The sequence below is a fragment of the Nocardioides dilutus genome (assembly GCF_054779555.1).
On record NZ_BAAGYA010000001.1, the window covers coordinates 1,776,690 to 1,794,242 of the forward strand.

Annotated in this window: 15 protein-coding genes and 2 tRNA genes; 16 read left to right on the forward strand and 1 reads right to left on the reverse strand. The window is 71.2% G+C overall.

Features of this window, described 5'->3' with window-relative positions; translation table 11 throughout:
• Nucleotides 1–4 precede the first annotated feature (4 nt).
• The 9 genes from ACYVC6_RS08685 (at nt 5) to clpX (ending at nt 7,240) form a co-directional block, all read left to right on the forward strand.
• Nucleotides 5–1,057, forward strand: coding sequence for a PP2C family protein-serine/threonine phosphatase (locus ACYVC6_RS08685; RefSeq protein ID WP_460712988.1), 1,053 nt, complete (start codon nt 5–7; stop codon nt 1,055–1,057).
• A gap of 52 nt (nt 1,058–1,109) precedes the next feature.
• Nucleotides 1,110–1,183: transfer RNA gene (locus tag ACYVC6_RS08690), tRNA-Gly, on the forward strand.
• A 36-nt stretch (nt 1,184–1,219) separates the two neighbouring features.
• Nucleotides 1,220–1,292, forward strand: a tRNA-Pro gene (locus ACYVC6_RS08695).
• 35 nt (nt 1,293–1,327) lie between these two features.
• Entirely contained in the window at nt 1,328–2,719 is a 1,392-nt protein-coding gene (tig, locus tag ACYVC6_RS08700; RefSeq protein ID WP_460712990.1) for a trigger factor, read from the forward strand.
• 48 nt (nt 2,720–2,767) lie between these two features.
• A complete protein-coding gene (locus ACYVC6_RS08705) occupies nt 2,768–3,931 on the forward strand; it encodes an esterase/lipase family protein (protein ID WP_460712992.1) in 1,164 nt (387 codons plus the stop codon).
• The gene (locus tag ACYVC6_RS08710; RefSeq protein WP_460712994.1) at nt 3,928–4,413 is read left to right on the forward strand and encodes an SRPBCC family protein; all 486 of its coding nucleotides are present in this window, start codon (nt 3,928–3,930) and stop codon (nt 4,411–4,413) included. The genes ACYVC6_RS08705 and ACYVC6_RS08710 overlap by 4 nt, the downstream gene beginning before the upstream one ends.
• A gap of 121 nt (nt 4,414–4,534) precedes the next feature.
• The gene (locus ACYVC6_RS08715) at nt 4,535–5,170 is read left to right on the forward strand and encodes an ATP-dependent Clp protease proteolytic subunit (protein WP_460712996.1); all 636 of its coding nucleotides are present in this window, start codon (nt 4,535–4,537) and stop codon (nt 5,168–5,170) included.
• Between the two features lie 10 nt (nt 5,171–5,180).
• Nucleotides 5,181–5,831, forward strand: coding sequence for an ATP-dependent Clp protease proteolytic subunit (locus ACYVC6_RS08720; RefSeq protein ID WP_460712998.1), 651 nt, complete (start codon nt 5,181–5,183; stop codon nt 5,829–5,831).
• Nucleotides 5,832–5,959: 128 nt separating this feature from the next.
• A complete protein-coding gene (gene clpX / locus ACYVC6_RS08725; RefSeq protein WP_460713000.1) occupies nt 5,960–7,240 on the forward strand; it encodes an ATP-dependent Clp protease ATP-binding subunit ClpX in 1,281 nt (426 codons plus the stop codon).
• A gap of 143 nt (nt 7,241–7,383) precedes the next feature.
• Here the strand turns inward: clpX and valS are convergent, their stop codons facing one another.
• Nucleotides 7,384–9,999: a valine--tRNA ligase gene (gene valS, locus ACYVC6_RS08730; RefSeq protein WP_460713002.1), complete on the reverse strand. Its 2,616-nt coding sequence runs from the start codon at nt 9,997–9,999 to the stop codon at nt 7,384–7,386.
• Between the two features lie 111 nt (nt 10,000–10,110).
• Here valS and ACYVC6_RS08735 point away from each other — a divergent pair, with 111 nt between their 5' ends.
• The 7 genes from ACYVC6_RS08735 (at nt 10,111) to ACYVC6_RS08765 (ending at nt 17,512) form a co-directional block, all read left to right on the forward strand.
• Nucleotides 10,111–10,536 (forward strand): holo-ACP synthase, encoded by a 426-nt coding sequence (locus ACYVC6_RS08735; protein WP_460713005.1) that lies wholly within the window; start codon nt 10,111–10,113, stop codon nt 10,534–10,536.
• Nucleotides 10,533–10,817, forward strand: coding sequence for an acyl carrier protein (locus ACYVC6_RS08740; RefSeq protein ID WP_460713007.1), 285 nt, complete (start codon nt 10,533–10,535; stop codon nt 10,815–10,817). Before ACYVC6_RS08735 ends, ACYVC6_RS08740 begins: the two co-directional genes overlap by 4 nt.
• A complete protein-coding gene (locus tag ACYVC6_RS08745) occupies nt 10,814–11,995 on the forward strand; it encodes an acyl-CoA dehydrogenase family protein (protein WP_460713009.1) in 1,182 nt (393 codons plus the stop codon). The genes ACYVC6_RS08740 and ACYVC6_RS08745 overlap by 4 nt, the downstream gene beginning before the upstream one ends.
• On the forward strand, nt 11,992–12,927 hold the full coding sequence (locus tag ACYVC6_RS08750; protein ID WP_460713334.1) for an amino acid--[acyl-carrier-protein] ligase: 936 nt from the start codon (nt 11,992–11,994) through the stop codon (nt 12,925–12,927). The genes ACYVC6_RS08745 and ACYVC6_RS08750 overlap by 4 nt, the downstream gene beginning before the upstream one ends.
• 20 nt (nt 12,928–12,947) lie before the next feature.
• Nucleotides 12,948–14,615: an alpha/beta fold hydrolase gene (locus tag ACYVC6_RS08755; protein ID WP_460713011.1), complete on the forward strand. Its 1,668-nt coding sequence runs from the start codon at nt 12,948–12,950 to the stop codon at nt 14,613–14,615.
• Nucleotides 14,612–15,580 (forward strand): DUF1839 family protein, encoded by a 969-nt coding sequence (locus ACYVC6_RS08760; protein WP_460713013.1) that lies wholly within the window; start codon nt 14,612–14,614, stop codon nt 15,578–15,580. The genes ACYVC6_RS08755 and ACYVC6_RS08760 overlap by 4 nt, the downstream gene beginning before the upstream one ends.
• Nucleotides 15,581–15,730: 150 nt before the next feature.
• Nucleotides 15,731–17,512 carry a glycosyl hydrolase 2 galactose-binding domain-containing protein gene (locus ACYVC6_RS08765; protein ID WP_460713015.1) on the forward strand — a complete coding sequence of 594 codons (1,782 nt, stop codon included), beginning with the start codon at nt 15,731–15,733 and terminating at the stop codon, nt 17,510–17,512.
• Nucleotides 17,513–17,553 lie beyond the last annotated feature (41 nt).

The window sequence follows — 17,553 nt, forward strand, 5'->3', positions numbered from 1 at the left end:
TCCCATGACCTGGACGCAGACACTGGCCCGCCGCGGGGTCACGGTGCAGACGCAGATCATGGTCGGGCTCGTGGCCCTCAGCCTGGCGGTGGTCATCGCCGTCGTCGCGGTCACCAACATCGTGCCCATCACCAGCCTGATGGTGCCGCTGCTGCTCGGCAGCATCCTGCTGGGTCCGCGGCGGCTGCCGCTGTTCGTCGTGTTCATCCTCGTCCTGCTCGCGGTCTCGGTCGCCGCCCAGGAGGAGCGCACCGTGCGCACCTGGGGGGCTGTGGGCATCCAGGTGCTGATGTGCCTGATCGTGCTGGCCGCATCGTGGCGCCGTTCGCGCCTGGGCGTGGGCCTGGTCGCGGGGGAGTCGATGTTCGTCGACCTGCGCGACCGGATCAGCCGCCAGACCGGCCTCGACCACCTGCCCCCGGGTTGGTACGTCGAGACGGCGCTCGAGTCCGCCGGGGGCACGGCGTTCGCCGGTGACTTCCTGGTGGCCACCCGGCCGACGCCGGACCGGCTCGAGGTGGCGCTGGTGGACGTCTCCGGCAAGGGCGAGGAGGCCGGCGTCCGGGCTCTGCTGCTGGCCGGGTCCTTCGGCGGGCTGCTGGGTGCCCTGTCGGCCGCGGCGTTCCTGCCGGCGGCCAACGACTACCTGCTGCGGCAGGAGTGGCAGGAGGGGTTCGCGACCGCCATCCACCTGTCGGTCGACCTGCGCACCGGCTCCTACGAGGTGCGCTCGGCGGGTCACCCGCCGGCCGCGCTGCGCAAGGCCGGCTCGGGGAGGTGGACGGTGTTGCCGACCGAGGGTCCGATCCTGGGCATCGTCCGGGACGCGGAGTTCACCTGTGCCTCGGGCGTCCTCCAGCGCGACGACACGCTCCTGCTCTACACCGACGGCATGGTCGAGCGGCCGCGCCGCGACATCGACCTGGGGATCGACCGGATGCTCGGCGAGACCGAGCAGATGATGCGCGGCGGCATCGTGGGGTCGGCCAAGCGGCTGGTTGACGGCCTCGGATCGACGTCCGACGACCGGGCCGTGCTCCTGCTCACGCGCTCCTGAGCCCGCCGCCAGTTCGGGTCGGAGGCCCAGTTTGTGGCACGATCCCGGGTGCGCGGATGTAGCTCAATGGTAGAGCCCCAGTCTTCCAAACTGGCTACGCGGGTTCGATTCCCGTCATCCGCTCCAAGCCGGGTCGAGACATGGTGTCAAGGCCCTGTTTGGCGGGGCGTAGCGTAGTGGCTAGCGCGCCTGCTTTGGGAGCAGGAGACCGCAGGTTCGAGTCCTGTCGCCCCGACTAACGACCGAACGCTGTCCATCCGAGGAGAACAAGTGAAGAGCGCCGTCGAGACCTTGAGCCCGACCCGGGCCAAGCTGACCGTCGAGGTGCCCTTCGAGGAGCTCAAGCCGAGCCTCGACGCGGCCTACCAGCAGATCGCCAAGCAGATCAACGTCCCCGGCTTCCGCCGCGGCAAGGTCCCCCCGGCGGTCATCGACCGCCAGATCGGCAAGGGGGCGATCCTGGAGCAGGCGATCAACGACGCGTTGCCCCAGAAATACCGCGAGGCGCTGGAGCAGAACTCGCTCGAGCCGCTGGCCCAGCCCGAGATCGAGGTGACCAAGCTCGACGAGAACGAGGGCTTCGAGTTCACCGCCGAGGTCGACGTCAAGCCCGAGTTCGAGCTGCCGGCGTACGACGCCGTCGCGGCCTCCGTCGAGGACGCCGTCGTCGCCGACGCCGACGTCGAGGAGCAGCTCGGCGCGATGCGCGAGCGGTTCGGCACCCTCAGCGACGTCGAGCGTCCCGCCGCCGACGGCGACTTCGTGGTCATCGACCTGACCGCCACCCAGGACGGCGAGGTCGTCGAGGGCGCCGAGCTGACCGGCATGAGCTACCGGGTCGGCCGCGGCGGCATGATCGACGGCCTCGACGAGGCGCTGGTCGGCATGGCCGCCGGTGACGCCACGACGTTCACCACCGAGCTGGTGGGCGGCGACCTGGTGGGCCAGGCGGTCGAGGTCTCGGTCTCCGTGACCCAGGTGCAGGAGCAGGAGCTCCCCGAGCTCGACGACGACTTCGCCCAGGACGCCTCGGAGTTCGACACGCTCGAGGAGCTCACCGCCGACCTGCGTGAGCGTCTCGGTCGGGGCAAGCGCCTCGAGCAGGCCGCGGCCGCCCGCGACGCCGTCCTCGAGGCCGTGCTCGAGAAGGTCGACATCCCCCTCCCCGACACCCTGGTCGCCGACGAGCTGACCGCCCGGCGCCAGAGCGTCGAGCAGCAGCTGGCGTTCGCAGGCATCACGATGGAGAAGTACCTCGAGGACGAGGGCCAGACCGTCGAGGAGTTCGAGGCCGACCTCGAGCGCCGCGTCCGCGACGCGATCACCGCGCAGTTCGTGCTCGACGCGATCGCCACCAAGGAGGAGCTCGGCGTCGACCAGGAGGAGCTGAGCGGCCACATGGTGCGCCGGGCCCAGCAGTCCGGTCAGGACCCCCAGGAGTTCGTCAACCACATGCTCGAGCACGGGCACCTGCCCGAGCTCGTCCAGGAGATCCGCCGCGGCAAGGCCCTCGCGCTGGTCGTCGAGTCCGCCACCGTCACCGACGCGTCGGGCAACGTCGTGGAGCTGAAGGGCCTGCAGCCCGACGGCACGATCCGCGACGTCGAGGCCGACGCGGATGCCGCCGACCCCGACACCGAGGGCGACACGCCGGAGGACTGACCAGCAAGGGTCGGTGCACATCTGTGCACCGGCCCTTAATGTGTCGCCATGCCTCCGGCCGCGACCTCCGGTCCCACCGTCCTCGACGCGCTGTCGCTGCTCTCCGAGGTCGCCGACGACCTGGTCGTCAAGACGGCCCGCGACACCCACCTGGCGTTCCTCGACCGGGTCGGGAGCGTGACCCGCGGCCGCAACCCCCTCCACCGGGGGATCGCCGGAGCCGTCTACGGAGGGCTCACCCTCGGGCTCCGCGCGGCCTCGAGCGGGCTCGACAAGGTCGCCTCGACCGGGGTGGGGCCGCGCCTCGAGGAGGGACCCCGCGGCCGTTTCGTCAGCGCGGCGGTCAACGGGCTGATCGGCGACCGGCTCGTCCGCGAACGGCCGCAGCTGGCGATCCCGATGGCGGTCCGGCTGCGCGGCGCCGACGTCGATCTCGAGCCGGACGCCCTGGCGGTGGCCTACCCGGCGGCCACCGGACGGCTGGTCCTGTTCCTGCACGGGCTGTGCGAGAACGAGTCCTACTTCCAGCGCCACCGCGAGCGCACCGGGACGACCTACCCCGACATGCTCGCCGGGCTCGGCTGGACGCCGCTGATGCTGCGCGCCAACACCGGCCTGTCGCTGCGCGAGAACGGCGCCGCCCTGGCCGCCCTGGTCCAGCGCGTCGTCGACCACTGGCCGGTCCCGGTGACCCGGGTCGCGATGGTCGGCCACTCGCTCGGCGGACTGGTGATCAGGGCCGCGGGGGCCGTGGCCGACGGAGGTGTCGAGCGGGTCGAGCACCCGTGGCGCGACCGGGTCAGCGACGTGATCACCCTCGGCACCCCGCACCTGGGTGCGCCGATCGCGCGGGGGGTCGGCCACGGGTCGCGTGGCCTGGGGCGGGTGCCGGAGACGGCGGCGTTCGGGCGGATCCTCGACTGGCGGTCCCAGGGTGTGCACGACCTCGTCGCGGGGCTCGCGGAGGACGTCCCACCGCTGCCCCAGGCGCGCTACCGGCTGGTGGCCGCGACCCTGACCGCCTCGCACCGCCACCCGGTCGGGCACGTGATCGGTGACCTGCTGGTCCGGCCTCACTCCGCGCACGGGCGGGACCGCCACGGCCGCGAGCTGTTCCCGGGTGCCGACGTGCTGCACGTCGGCCGCACCGACCACTTCGGGCTCCTCAACCACCCGGTGGTCCACCGCGCGATGCGACACTGGCTCGCATGACGGCCGAGAACATCGACGCGAAGACCGCAGAGCGTGAGCTCCGGGCCGAGGCCTTCATCGCCGCCCCACCGGGGAAGGTGTGGTCGCTGGTCACGGACGTCTCCCGGATGCCGGACTGGAGCCCGGAGCTGCTGCGGATGGTCCCGCTCAAGCGCGGCGGCCTGCGCCGCGGGCAGTGGTACCTCGGCATCAACCGCCGCAAGGCCGTCGTCTGGCCGACCCGCAACGTCGTGGCGGTCCTGGAGCCCGGGCGGACGGTCGCGTGGGACACGACCTCGAGCGGTGCCCGCTGGATCTGGGAGATCGAGCCGTCCGGCGAGGGCACGCACGTCGTGCACCGGCGCCCGGTGCCGGGGCGGCTCACCTTGGTCAGCAGGCTGTTCGCCCCCGTGTTCCTGGGCGGCAGCGTCGAGCACGCCGATGAGCTCGAGACCGGGATGGCCGCGACGGTCTCGCGACTGAAGGCGGTCGCCGAGGGCTGAGCCGCTTGTCGGCTCGCCGCCGGGCCGCCGCCGGGCGGCGTACCCCCAGGGGAAATCCGCTGTCCGCGAACACCGCGGACGCACCCGTGGAAGTGGGGGTGAGGCGGGCTAGGGTCGGCCCGTGACCCAGACTCCTCACCCCGCCTACCCCGTGGCCGGGGGCGCCGGCATCCAGGTGCTCGACGACCACATCTACCAGCGCCTGCTCCGCGAGCGGATCGTCTTCCTCGGTTCGGAGGTGCGCGACCAGAACGCCAACGCCATCTGCGCCCAGCTGCTGCTGCTCTCGGCCGAGGACCCCGAGGCCGACATCTTCCTGCACATCAACAGCCCAGGCGGCTCGGTCGACGCCGGCATGGCGATCTACGACACGATGAACTACATCCCCAACGACGTGGCCACCGTCGGCATGGGGCTGGCAGCCTCGATGGGGCAGTTCCTGCTCTGCGCCGGCACCAAGGGCAAGCGCTACGCCCTGCCGCACTCGCGGATCATGATGCACCAGCCGTCGTCCGGCATGGGCGGCTCGGCCTCGGACATCAAGATCCAGGCCCAGCAGTCCCTGCACATCAAGAAGGTGCTGCTCGAGCTGATCGCCCAGCACACCGGCCAGACGGTCGAGCAGATCGAGACCGATGCCGACCGGGACCGCTGGTTCACCGCTCCGGAGGCCAAGGACTACGGCCTGGTCGACCAGGTCATCACGAGCGCGCGTGAAGCCGCCGACGACGGCCGCCCGGCGCGGCAGAAGAGCTGAGGACCCTGAGATGAACGACCCCCAGATGACCGAGCACAGCCCGAGCATGAACTACTACATCCCCCAGTGGGAGGAGCGGACGTCCTACGGCTTCCGCCGCATCGACCCCTACGCCAAGCTGTTCGAGGACCGCATCATCTACCTCGGCACCCCGATCTCCGACGACGTCGCCAACGCGGTCATCGCCCAGCTGCTGTGCCTGCAGTCGATGAACCCCGACCAGGACATCAGCATCTACATCAACAGTCCCGGTGGCTCGTTCACGGCGCTGACGGCGATCTACGACACGATGAAGTTCATCAAGCCGGACGTGCAGACCGTGTGCATCGGACAGGCGGCCTCCGCGGCGGCGATCCTGCTGGCGGCCGGCACCCCCGGCAAGCGGCTGGCGCTGCCCAACAGCCGGATCCTCATCCACCAGCCCTACACCGAGGGCACGTTCGGCCAGACCTCGGACATCGAGATCCAGGCCAACGAGATCCTCCGGATGCGCGAGCTGCTGGAGAAGATGATCAGCGACCACAGTGGGCGCTCCATCGAGGAGGTCAGCCGCGACATCGAGCGCGACAAGATCCTCACCGCGCAGGGCGCGGTCGAGTACGGCCTGATCGACTCGATCCTGGAGTCGCTGAAGGGCACCCCAGCACTCGCGACCACCTGACCAGACACGCACCGAATCCCTAGGGTCTTCCCGCGCGTTCGGGGGAGGGACGGGGTACGGTCGTCAGGTTCGGTCGGCCCGTGAGGGCTGGGCAGACGGAGGGGCGGCGAACGAGAGGATGAACACCTGTGGCACGCATCGGTGACGGTGGTGACCTGCTGAAGTGTTCCTTCTGCGGGAAGAGCCAGAAGCAGGTCAAGAAGCTCATCGCCGGTCCCGGCGTCTACATCTGCGACGAGTGCATCGACCTCTGCAACGAGATCATCGAGGAGGAGCTCAGCGAGGGCAGTGAGGTCAGCCTCGACGAGCTGCCCAAGCCCAAGGAGATCTTCGAGTTCCTCAACTCCTACGTGATCGGCCAGGAGCAGGCCAAGAAGTCCCTGGCCGTGGCGGTCTACAACCACTACAAGCGGGTCCAGGCCGGCCTCCAGCCCATCTCCGGGCGGCACAGCAAGGAGGAGGTCGTCGAGGTCGCCAAGTCCAACATCCTCGTGATCGGCCCCACCGGCTGCGGCAAGACCTACCTCGCTCAGACCCTCGCCCGGATGCTCAACGTCCCGTTCGCCATCGCCGACGCGACGGCGCTGACCGAGGCCGGCTACGTCGGCGAGGACGTCGAGAACATCCTGCTCAAGCTGATCCAGGCCGCCGACTACGACGTCAAGAAGGCCGAGACCGGGATCATCTACATCGACGAGATCGACAAGGTGGCCCGCAAGGCGGAGAACCCCTCGATCACCCGTGACGTCTCCGGCGAGGGCGTCCAGCAGGCACTGCTCAAGATCATCGAGGGCACCACCGCCTCGGTGCCGCCGCAGGGCGGGCGCAAGCACCCGCACCAGGAGTTCATCCAGATCGACACCACCAACATCCTGTTCGTGGTGGGCGGCGCCTTCGCCGGGCTCGAGCACATCATCGAGCAGCGGGTCGGCAAGAAGACGCTGGGCTTCACCGCGGAGGTCCGTGGCAAGGAGGAGCGCGACGCCGAGGACCTCCTCCAGCAGGTGCGCCCCGAGGACCTCACCAAGTTCGGCCTGATCCCCGAGTTCATCGGCCGGCTGCCGCTGATCGCGTCGGTGTCCAAGCTCGACCAGGCCGCGCTCATCCAGATCCTCACCGAGCCCCGCAACGCGCTGGTGAAGCAGTACCAGAAGCTCTTCGAGATCGACGGTGTCGAGCTCGAGTTCACCATCGACGCCATCGCCGCGATCGCCGACCACGCCATGGAGCGCGGCACCGGTGCCCGTGGCCTGCGCGCCATCATCGAGGAGGTTCTCCTCCACGTGATGTACGACGTCCCGTCCCGTGGCGACGTCGCCAAGGTGGTCGTGACCAAGGAGACCGTCCTCGACGACGTACCCCCGGAGATCGTGCTCCGCGAGGACAAGCCGAAGAAGAAGTCGGCCTAGCCGCTCAGCCCACAGGACTGGCTCCAGGAGCGGTCGGCTGGTCCACCAAGGGATGTCGCCGAGCCGGCACTTCCCGTGACGAGCTCAGCCTGGGAAGTGCGGGTTCGTCTGCACACCTAGATGAACCGGCATGAACCGGCCGCTCATTCCCCGGCCGCGACCTCCGCCAGCTCGGCCGCCACCGAGATCTCGGACGCGGACTCGTCGACGGTGAACACCAGGTCGCCGGTGACCTTGCCGGTGGCGCGCAGGTCGCTGGCGGCGAGCTCGGCGGCGCGGACGATGGCTTCGGGGCCGGTGATCTCGACCCGGGACAGCTCGGCGCGCATGGAGACCTTGGCCGACGACTTGGCGCCGCGGATCCCGACGAGGGCCGCGGCGACGGCGTCGACCATCGCCGGGTCGGCGGCGGCCGCGGAGCCGAGGTCGACCACCGTGGGCCACGACGCGTGGTGGATCGATCCCTCCCGCCACCACGACCAGACCTCCTCGGTCACGTAGGGCAGGAACGGCGCCAGCAGCCGCAGCTGGACCTCCAGGGCGATGGCGAGGGTCGCCCGCGCCGAGTCGCCGGCGGGGCCGGCCTCGGCGTCGTAGGCGCGTTCCTTGACCAGCTCGAGGTAGTCGTCGCAGAACTCCCAGAAGAACTTCTCGGTGACTTCGAGCGCCGTCGTGTAGTCGTAGGCGTCGAAGGCCTCGGTCGCCTTGGTGATGACCAGGGCCAGCCGGGCGAGCAGTGCGCAGTCGATCGGCTCGGAGACCTCGAAGGGGCTCAGCGAGGTGGCCTCGACCCCGCCCAGGACGAACTTGGAGGCGTTGAGCACCTTCATCGCCAGTCGCCGCCCGACCTTCATCTGGCTCTCGTCGAACGGCGAGTCCATGCCGGGGCGCACGCACGCGGCGCGCCAGCGGACCGCGTCGGCGCCGTACTTGTCGAGGATGTCGGTCGGGACGACGACGTTGCCCTTCGACTTGGACATCTTCTTGCGATCGGGGTCGAGGATCCAGCCGGAGAGCATCGCGTGGCTCCACGGCGTGACGCCCTGCTCGTAGTGGGCCCGGACCACCCGCGAGAAGAGCCAGGTGCGGATGATCTCGTGGGCCTGGGTGCACAGGTCCATCGGGAAGACCCGGGAGAACAGGTCGTCGTCGATGCTCCAGCCGCCGGCGATGTGGGGGGTGAGCGATGACGTCGCCCAGGTGTCCATCACGTCGGGGTCGCCGAGGAAGCCGCCGGGCTTGCCGCGCTGGTCCTCGGCGTAGCCACGCGGCGCGTCGGTCGACGGGTCGACCGGCAGCTCGGCCTCGCTGGGCAGCAGCGGGTGGTCGTAGTCGGGCTCGCCCTCCTCGTCGAGCGGGTACCAGACCGGGAACGGGATGCCGAAGAACCGCTGCCGCGAGATCAGCCAGTCGCCGGTGAGACCGCCCACCCAGTTGTCATAGCGGTGGTGCATGTGCTCGGGCAGCCAGGTGATCTCGCGCCCGTGCTCCAGCATCTCCTCGCGCAGGTCGGCGTCTCGGCCGCCGTTGCGGATGTACCACTGCCGGGTCGAGACGATCTCGAGCGGCTTGTCACCCCGCTCGTAGAAGTTGGCCATCCGCGTGGTCGGCGTTGGCTCGCCCTCGAGGTCGCCGGTCTCGCGCAGCATCGCGACCATCTCCTCGCGAGAGGAGTGGACGGTCTTGCCGGCCAGCCGCTGGTAGGCCTCGTCGGCACCGGCCAGCCACTCGGGCGTCTCGCGGGCGAGCCGGCCGTCCCGGCCGACGACAGTGCGGACGGGCAGGTCGAGGTCGCGCCACCACTGGACGTCGGTGAGGTCGCCGAATGTGCAGCACATGGCGATGCCGGCGCCCTTGTCCATCTCCGCGGCCGGGTGCGCGAGGACCGGGATCTCCACCCCGAAGACGGGGGAGGTGACAGTTGTGTCGAACAGCGGCTGGTAGCGCTCGTCGTCGGGGTGGGCGATCAGGGCCACCGCGCTGGCGATCAGCTCGGGGCGGGTGGTCTCCACGTGCACCCGCCCGCCGTCGGGACGGTGGTAGGCGACCCGGTGGTAGTGGCCGGGGTATTCGCGGGCCTCGATCTCGGCCTGCGCGACCGCGGTGCGGTCGGTGACGTCCCAGACCGTCGGCGCGTCGTGCAGGTAGGCCTCGCCGCGGGCGAAGTTGCGCAGGAACGCGCGCTGGCTGACCTCGCGTGCCGTGCTTCCGGCCGTGGTGTAGGTCTGGCTCCAGTCGACCGACAGGCCGAGCTGGCGCCACACGGTCTCGAAGACCTGCTCGTCCTCGACGACCAGCTGCTCACAGAGCTCGACGAAGTTGGGCCGGCTGACCGGGAGCTGTCGCTTCGGGTCCGGTTTGTCGGGCGGCGTGAAGTCGGGGTCGTAGGGCAGCGACGGGTCGCAGCGGACCCCGAAGTAGTTCTGGACCCGGCGCTCGGTCGGCAGCCCGTTGTCGTCCCAGCCCATCGGGTAGAACACCGACTTGCCGCGCATCCGCTGGTAGCGGGCGATCAGGTCGGGGTGGGTGTAGGAGAAGACGTGCCCGACGTGCAGCGAACCGCTCACCGTCGGCGGCGGGGTGTCGATGGAGTAGATCTCCTCGCGCGAGCGGCTCCGGTCGAACGCGTAGGTCGCGTCGGCCGTCCAGCGCTCGGCCCACTTCGCCTCGAGTCCCTCCAGGGCAGGCTTCTCCGGTACGACGACCGGGCGCGGTGCGTCCGGCGTGTCCGGGGCCTGATCTGCAAGAACTTCGGTCATGCGGGCAAGCCTAGGGCTGGCGTGCGCCATGGCTGAAAATGGTCCGGAGCACCACGCGCACCGTTAGCCTGCACTAGTACCAGCAACGGGCGTGCAGAGAATGGGGGAGCCGTGGGGTGCACACCTCGGACTGGTTGTGATCTCCAGCGGGTCGACGCCGTGAGCGACGCGATCCGCGACTTCGGCGCGCGCTACCTCGACCGCGTCTACACCCCGGCCGAACAGGCGGCGTACGCCACCGGGGGCCCGGCCTCGCTCGCGGCCCGCTTCGCCGCGAAGGAGGCGGTCCTCAAGCTGATCGGCACCGCCGACGGCGTCGACCTGCGCAGCGTCGAGATCCGGACCCCGGCCCAGGGGAGCGGGCGACCCGAGGTGCACCTCACCGGCCGCGCCGCCGAGCTGGCGGCCGCCGCCGGCCTCGACACCGAGGACATCGACGTCAGCCTCAGCCACACTGGCGACCTCGCCCTGGCGGTTGCCGTCGGGCTTCTGCACCCACCCACCAGCAACACCCCGGACAAGACAGGCACCGCATGACCGTGAAAGAACAGATCCGCGAGCTCCTGGCGGAGCACGCCAAGCTGACCACAGACGCCAGGAACCCCGACGCGATCGCCGACGGGGACGACCTCTACGCCGCCGGCATGACCTCGCACGCGTCGGTCACGGTGATGCTGGCCTGTGAGGACGAGTGGGACATCGAGTTCCCGCAGCACATGCTGAAGAAGAGCACCTTCGCGTCGGTCGACGCGATCGCGGCCGCTCTCGCCGAGCTCGAGATCACCGACGCAGGGGTCGACGCGGAGGTGGCCTCATGAAGCTCGCCGACGAGCACCAGGACGTGCAGGAGGTCGTCGCCCTGGCGCGCCGGATCGGCCGCGAGGTCGCCGCGATCCACGCGGCCGACGTCGACGTCAACGCCCGGTTCCCCAAGGAGACGGTTGACGCGTTCCGGGCCGAGGGCCTGCTCGGCGCGCTGATCCCCGTCGAGATGGGCGGCCTGGGCCATAACCTGAGGCAGGCCGCGGCCGTGGTCCGCGAGGTGGGCCGCTACTGCGCGAGCTCCGCGATGGTGCTGGCGATGCACCACATCAAGGTGGCCTCGGTGGTCCGGCACATGACGTCCGGCACGGTGGAGGACTTCGTGCGCCGGGTCGCCGCCGAACAGCTGCTGTTGGCGTCGGCGACCACCGAGATCGGGATCGGCGGCAACCTGCGCAACTCCTCCTGCTACGTCGAGCTCGAGGGCGAGGGGGACGACCGGAGGTTCCGCCTGACCAAGCAGGCGCCCGTCATCTCCTACGGGCAGTACGCCGACGCGATCATCGTCACCGCGCGACGCGACGCGGACAGCGCCCCCAGCGACCAGGTGCTGGTGATCTGCGAGGCCAAGGACGTGACCCTCACGCCGATCTCGGGCTGGGACACCCTCGGCTTCCGGGGGACGTGCTCGCTGGGGTTCACCCTCGAGGCGACCGGCCCGGCCGACCTGGTGATGGACCACCCCTTCGGCGACATCTCCACCGCGACGATGCTCCCGTCGTCCCATCTGCTCTGGTCGTCACTGTGGCTCGGCCTGGCCGAAGAGGCGTCGTGGCGGGCCCAGCGCTTCATCCAGAAGGCGGCCCGCAAGGACCTCAACCAGGCCCCGCCGGGGGCTCCCCGGCTGGCGGCCCTGATGGTGACCCGGCAGCAGCTGGCGTCGTCGATCGACGCGATCATGAGCCGTTACCTCGAGATCATGGACGATCCGGAGGAGACGAGCTCGATCGACTTCATGGTCGCGATCAACACCCTCAAGGTGTCCGCCTCGACGTTGGTGGTCGACATCATCAACCAGGCGATGCTGATCGTGGGGATCCAGGGCTACCGCGAGGACACGGAATACTCCCTCGGCAGGCTGCTGCGCGACGCGCACGGTGCCGCGGTCATGGTCAACAACGACCGGATCGCCGGCAACACCGCCCAGCTCGCGCTGATGCAGCGAGAAGCCTGAGAGAGAAGGCCCGAAAGAGCATGGCCGCTCCCTACGCCACCCCCGACGACCTGCGCGGCGCCCTGCTGGACGCCGGGCTGCTCGTCGCGACCCGCACGGAGGGCCTCTATCACCGCTCGGGCGACTTCGAGGGCGTGCTGCAGGCGGTGGAGCGGTACGCCGCCCAGCAGCGCACCGACGACACCGCGCCGCGCCGCTGGTTCCCGCCGGTCATGGCCCGCGGGGACTTCCTGCTCACCGACTACCTGCGCTCCTTCCCCGACCTGGTCGGCTCCGTCGACGTGTTCACCGGCGGCGACAAGGAGCACAAGCAGCTGCTCGCCGAGCTCGAGGAGGGCCGGGACTGGACGCTCGCCCTCGACCCGGCCGAGGTGGTGCTGAGCTCGTCGATCTGCCACAGCCTCTACGGCACCCTGCCGACCGACGTCCCGGCCGGCGGCCTGTTGCACGAGTGCTGCGGGTTCGCGTTCCGCCACGAGCCGAGCCTCGACCCGGCCCGGATGCAGTCGTTCCGGATGTACGAGTTCGTGCTCGTCGGCACCCCGGCCGAGGCGGTGGCGCACCGCGACCTGTGGCTCCAGCGGGGGCTCGACTCGCTCGCCGCCCTCGGCCTGCCGGTGCGCTCCGAGGTCGCCAACGACCCGTTCTTCGGGCGGGTCGGCCGGATGCTGGCCGTCAACCAGCTGAGCGCCGAGCTGAAGTACGAGGTGGTCGTCGACCTCACCGACGCGAAGCCGACCGCGATCGCCTCCGCCAACTACCACGAGGACCACTTCGGGCTGCCGTTCGGCATCCGGACCCCCGACGGGGAGGTTGCCCACAGCGCCTGCTTCGGCTACGGCCTGGAGCGGACCACGCTGGCGCTGTTCGCCACGCACGGGCTGGACGTGGCGGGCTGGCCCGCAGAGGTCCGGTCGGCGCTGGGGTCCTGATGGGCGGTCAGGAGGGGACCGTGCACACGCAGGTGTGGTTCGGCCCGTCGCAGCGCCCGCTCTACGGCTGGGTGTCGATGCCGGCCACGGGGCTGGTGAGCGGCGGGGTCATCCTCTGCCCGCCGATGGGCGAGGAGGGCCGCGCCGCCCACCGCACCTTCCGGCGGCTCGCCGAGACGCTCGCCGAGGAGGGTCTCGTCGCGCTGCGGTTCGACTACGACGGCACGGGTGACTCCGCGGGCCTGCAGGACGACCCCGACCGGGTGGCGGCCTGGCTGGCCAGCGTCGAGGCCGCCCGGCAGCTCCTGCTCGACCTGGGCGCCCCGAACGTGTCGGCCGTCGGCATGCGCCTCGGCGCCACGCTCGCGGCCTGTCAGGCCGCGGCCTCCACGCCGTTCCGGTCGCTCGCCCTGTGGGACCCTTGCCTGAGTGGCCGCACGTTCCTGCGCGAGGGCGAGGCGCTGTTCCTCCTGGGCGAGGACGACGGGCGCAGCCACGACGACGGCCTGCGGCACACGCCGGGCTTCCAGTACGACGAGGCGACGGCCGCGGCGCTGCGGACCATCGACCTCGCCAAGCTGCCGGCCGACCGGCCGCTGGCCGACCGGGTGCTGCTGCTGTCGCGCACCGACCGGCCGGCACCGGAGGGCATCGAGAAGCGGGTCCGTCTCGAGTCCGGCGAGGTCGAGCTGCGCCCGGCCACGGCGCAGGACCAGCTGCTCGACCGGACTCCCAGCGACTGCTACGTGCCGGAGGAGGCGCTCGCGGGCGTCGTCACCTGGGTCGCCGCCGGCCTCGAGGGGGAGCGGGTCCCGGTCAAGTCCCCCGAGGAGCGCCCCGTCGAGCTGGCCTCCGCCGGCCCCGGCTCGCCCCCCGTGAGCGAGCGGTCGACGCGGTTCGGGCCGCTGGGCGTCTACGGCGTAGTGGACGAGCCGGTCAGCCCTCGCCGGTCACCCTGGCTGGTGCTGGTCAACGTGGCCGCCGAGCACCACATCGGACCGGGCCGGCGGTGGGTCGAGTGGGCCCGGCAGTGGGCCGCCCTCGGATACCGGGTGGTGCGGGTCGACCTGAGCGGCGTCGGCGACAGCCCCACCCATCCGGGCCAGCTCGAGAACGAGCCGTTCGCCCCCGAGTGGATCGACGACACGCGGCAGATCGTCCGCACCCTGGCCGCCGACGGCGCACCCGTGGCGGTGATGGGTCTCTGCTCCGGGGCCTACTCCGCGTTCGAGGTGGCGCTCTGGGAGAAGGTCGACGCGGTCTTCGCGGTCAACCCGCGGCTCACGCTCTACCCGGCCGCCAAGGGCACCCACGTCTACACGCCCCACCGCCGGGCCGGCATCCTGCCCGCTCGGCCGATCGCCGCGCTGGCCGAGCGGCACCGGATCCTGGCCGGCGGCATCTGGCGGGTCTACCGCCAGCTCGCGGTCTGGCACGGCCCCTTCCGCGTCCTGCGCCGCGTGGTCAAGCGCGGCACCGCCGTACACGTCAGCGCGTGCCGCGACGACGCCCAGCACTTCACCGAGGTGCTGTTCTGGCGGCCGTTCCTGGCCCGGCTCAGACGCAACCCGAGGTTCACCCTCGAGCAGGACGAGGTCTTCGACCACTCGCTGCTGTCGCGCGCCGGTCAGCTCGCGTCCTACGAACGCGCCACGGACTTCCTGGCCAGGCAGGTGCCGCTCACATGACCACCCGCATGACTCCTCACCCGAGCCCTCACCTGCTCAGCCTGTTCGGGCTCGACCCGAGCGCCTACCGGCCGCACCCCCTGCACGGCAGCGACCGCACCTACCAGGAGACCAACTGCTACGCGGACTGCGTGATCGAGCTGGTCGCCGCGGCCGGGCACGAGCCGGAGGCGATGCTGGCCGGCGCCGTCGCCGTGGACTTCGAGGTCGACCAGTGGACGTTCTTCAAGCCCGCCCCCGAGGACCTGCTGGGGCTCTACGGGCTGGACCTGCACGAGATGCAGCCCTACCGCTCCCTGCCCGAGCAGGCGGCCGCCCGGCTGGCTGCGGGGCAGACGCTGATGCCCGAGGTCGACTCCTTCTACCTCCCCGACGTCGCCGCCACCGACTACCGGCAGAACCACGTGAAGAGCTCGGTGGTCGTCGAGGCGATCGACCTGGACGCCAAGGTGCTGCGCTACTTCCACAACGCCGGCTACTTCGAGCTCGGCGGCGACGACTTCGACGGGCTGTTCGCGACACCGGCGATGCCGCCGTACGTCGACCTGGTCCGCTTCGACGCCGGGCCGGCGCTGTCCGGGCCGGCGCTGCGCGGCGCGGCCCGCGAGCTGCTCGGCGGCTACCTGGCCCGCCGGCCCGCGGACAACCCGTTCCAGCGCTTCCTGGCCGCGCTCGAGGCGGACCTGCCCCGGCTGCTGGCGGGCGACGAGGCCGACTACCACGCCTACGCGTTCCACAACCCGCGGATGGCGGGCGCCTCGTTCGAGCTCCTGGCCAGCCACGTCAGGTGGCTGCTGGGTGACGAGGGCGAGACGGCGGCGGCGGCGCTCGACGACGTGGTCGGCGGCACCAAGATGCTGCTCTTCCGGCTCGCCCGGCGCCGCGCCTTCGACATCGCCGGGGTGATCGAGCCGATGGCCCAGGGCTACGAGGCCGCGATGTCCGAGCTCGACCGTCTGGTGTGATCGCCGGGTCCGTGCAGGTCCATCAAGGGATGTTGCTCGCCCTGCAGTTCCCATCCCGAGTTCAGCCAGGGGAGTGCGGACTCAGCGACATCCCTTGATGAACCGGCGGCGCGGCCTCCGGGACCCGCGCAGGTAGGAAAGACTGTCGCCGTGCGCGAGGTCCTGGAGTTCGAGCGGGTCACCCCCGAGCCGGGTCCGGACGCGGACGCCGTGCGGCACGAGTTCGTGGCCCACCTCGAGGTCGACGACCCGGTCGGCGCGGTGCTCGAGGTCGGCGGCATCGCGACCGTCTGGGACGTGCTGGTCAACGGCGAGGTGGTCGCCTCGGGACGATCGATGTTCGAGCGCCGCACGGTCGACGTGTCCGGCTCGGTCCGGGCCGGCGACAACGAGGTGCGCGTGGTCGTGCACCCGCTCACCGACCTGCTCGACCAGCTGTCCCGCAAGCCCCGCGCCCGCTGGCGGACCATGGTCGTCGACGAGCCCCGGCTGCGCTGGGTGCGCACCCAGGTGCTCGGCCGGGCGCCCGGCTTCGCGCCCGGCCCGCCCGTGGTCGGGCCCTACCGGCCGATGGTGCTGGCCACCGAGCCTGCCCTGCCGGTCGAGCGAGCGGGCACCTGGTGGCCGCACACGCACGGCCGGCCGGAGGCGACGGGCCACCGCACCGTGGAGAACCGGTCGGAGGAGTCGCTGGACCTCTGGATCAACGGCGAGCGGGTCTTCACGCGCGGCGTGGTCTGGACGCCGGGCGACCTCGCCGCGCTCGACACCGCGGTGGACCTGGGGTTCAACCTGGTCAGGGTCAGTGGCATCTCGGCCTACGAGAGCGACGAGTTCTACCGGCGCTGCGACGAGCTGGGCCTGATGGTGTGGCAGGACCTGATGTTCGCCACGCTGGACTACCCGCTGGCCGACGAGTCCTTCCGGAGCGCGGTCGAGGCCGAGGTGCGCGACCAGCTCGCCCGGCTGAAGGAGCATCCCTGCGTCGTGGTCGTCTGCGGCAGCGCCGAGCACGAGCAGCAGGCGGCCATGTTCGGGGTGAGCCCCTCGACGGGGTACGCCGGCGAGCTGGCGGCGTTCCTGCGGCCGCTGGTCGACGACTCCGGGGTCGACGCCGTGTGGGTGGACAGCTCGCCGAGCGGCGGGGACCCCGTGGTGCGGGTGGACACGGGGATCGCGCAGTACTTCGGTGTCGGCGCCTACCTGCGTGACCTGCCCGACGCCCGCCACTCCGGTGTGCGGTTCGCCGCCGAGTGCCTGGCCTTCGCCAACCTGCCCGACCCGGTGGTCGAGGGCCCCGACGACAAGCAGGGCGTGCCCCGGGACAACGGTGCCGACTGGGACTTCGCCGACGTCCGCGAGCACTACGCGCGGGCCCGCTACGGCGCGGACCCGACGGAGGCCGACCGGCAGCGGGTGACCGGCGAGGTCATGGCCGACGTGTTCGGCGAGTGGCGGCGTCCGGAGTCGGTCTGCGGCGGCGGGATCGTGCTCTGGCTGCGCGACCTGGAGCCGGGTGCGGGCTGGGGGCTGCTCGACCACACCGGCTCGCCCAAGCCCGCCGCGCTCGCCCTGGCACCCGTCCTCCAGCCGACCGCGGTGTGGCTGGTCGACGAAGGACTCAACGGCCTCGACGTGCACGTCGCGCACGACCCGGGGGAGCCGGTCGACCTGGCGCTCACCGTGGAGCTGCTTCGCGAGGACGGCTCGGTCATCGAGTCCGCCGAGCAGACCTGGCGGATGGAGCCGCGAGGCCACCGGTGCTGGACCGTCGACGCGCTGCTGGGCCGATTCGCCGACTCGTCGTACGCCTATCGCTTCGGCCCGCCGCCGCACGCCGCCGTCCGCGCGACCCTCTCCGGCCGCGGCATCGAGCGCGAGGCGTTCTGGCGGGTCCCGGCGGCGCGAGTCGGCGTTACTGACGAGCAGTAGCGCCGACTCGCGGGGCGCCACGGGGCGATAAGGGCGTCGAG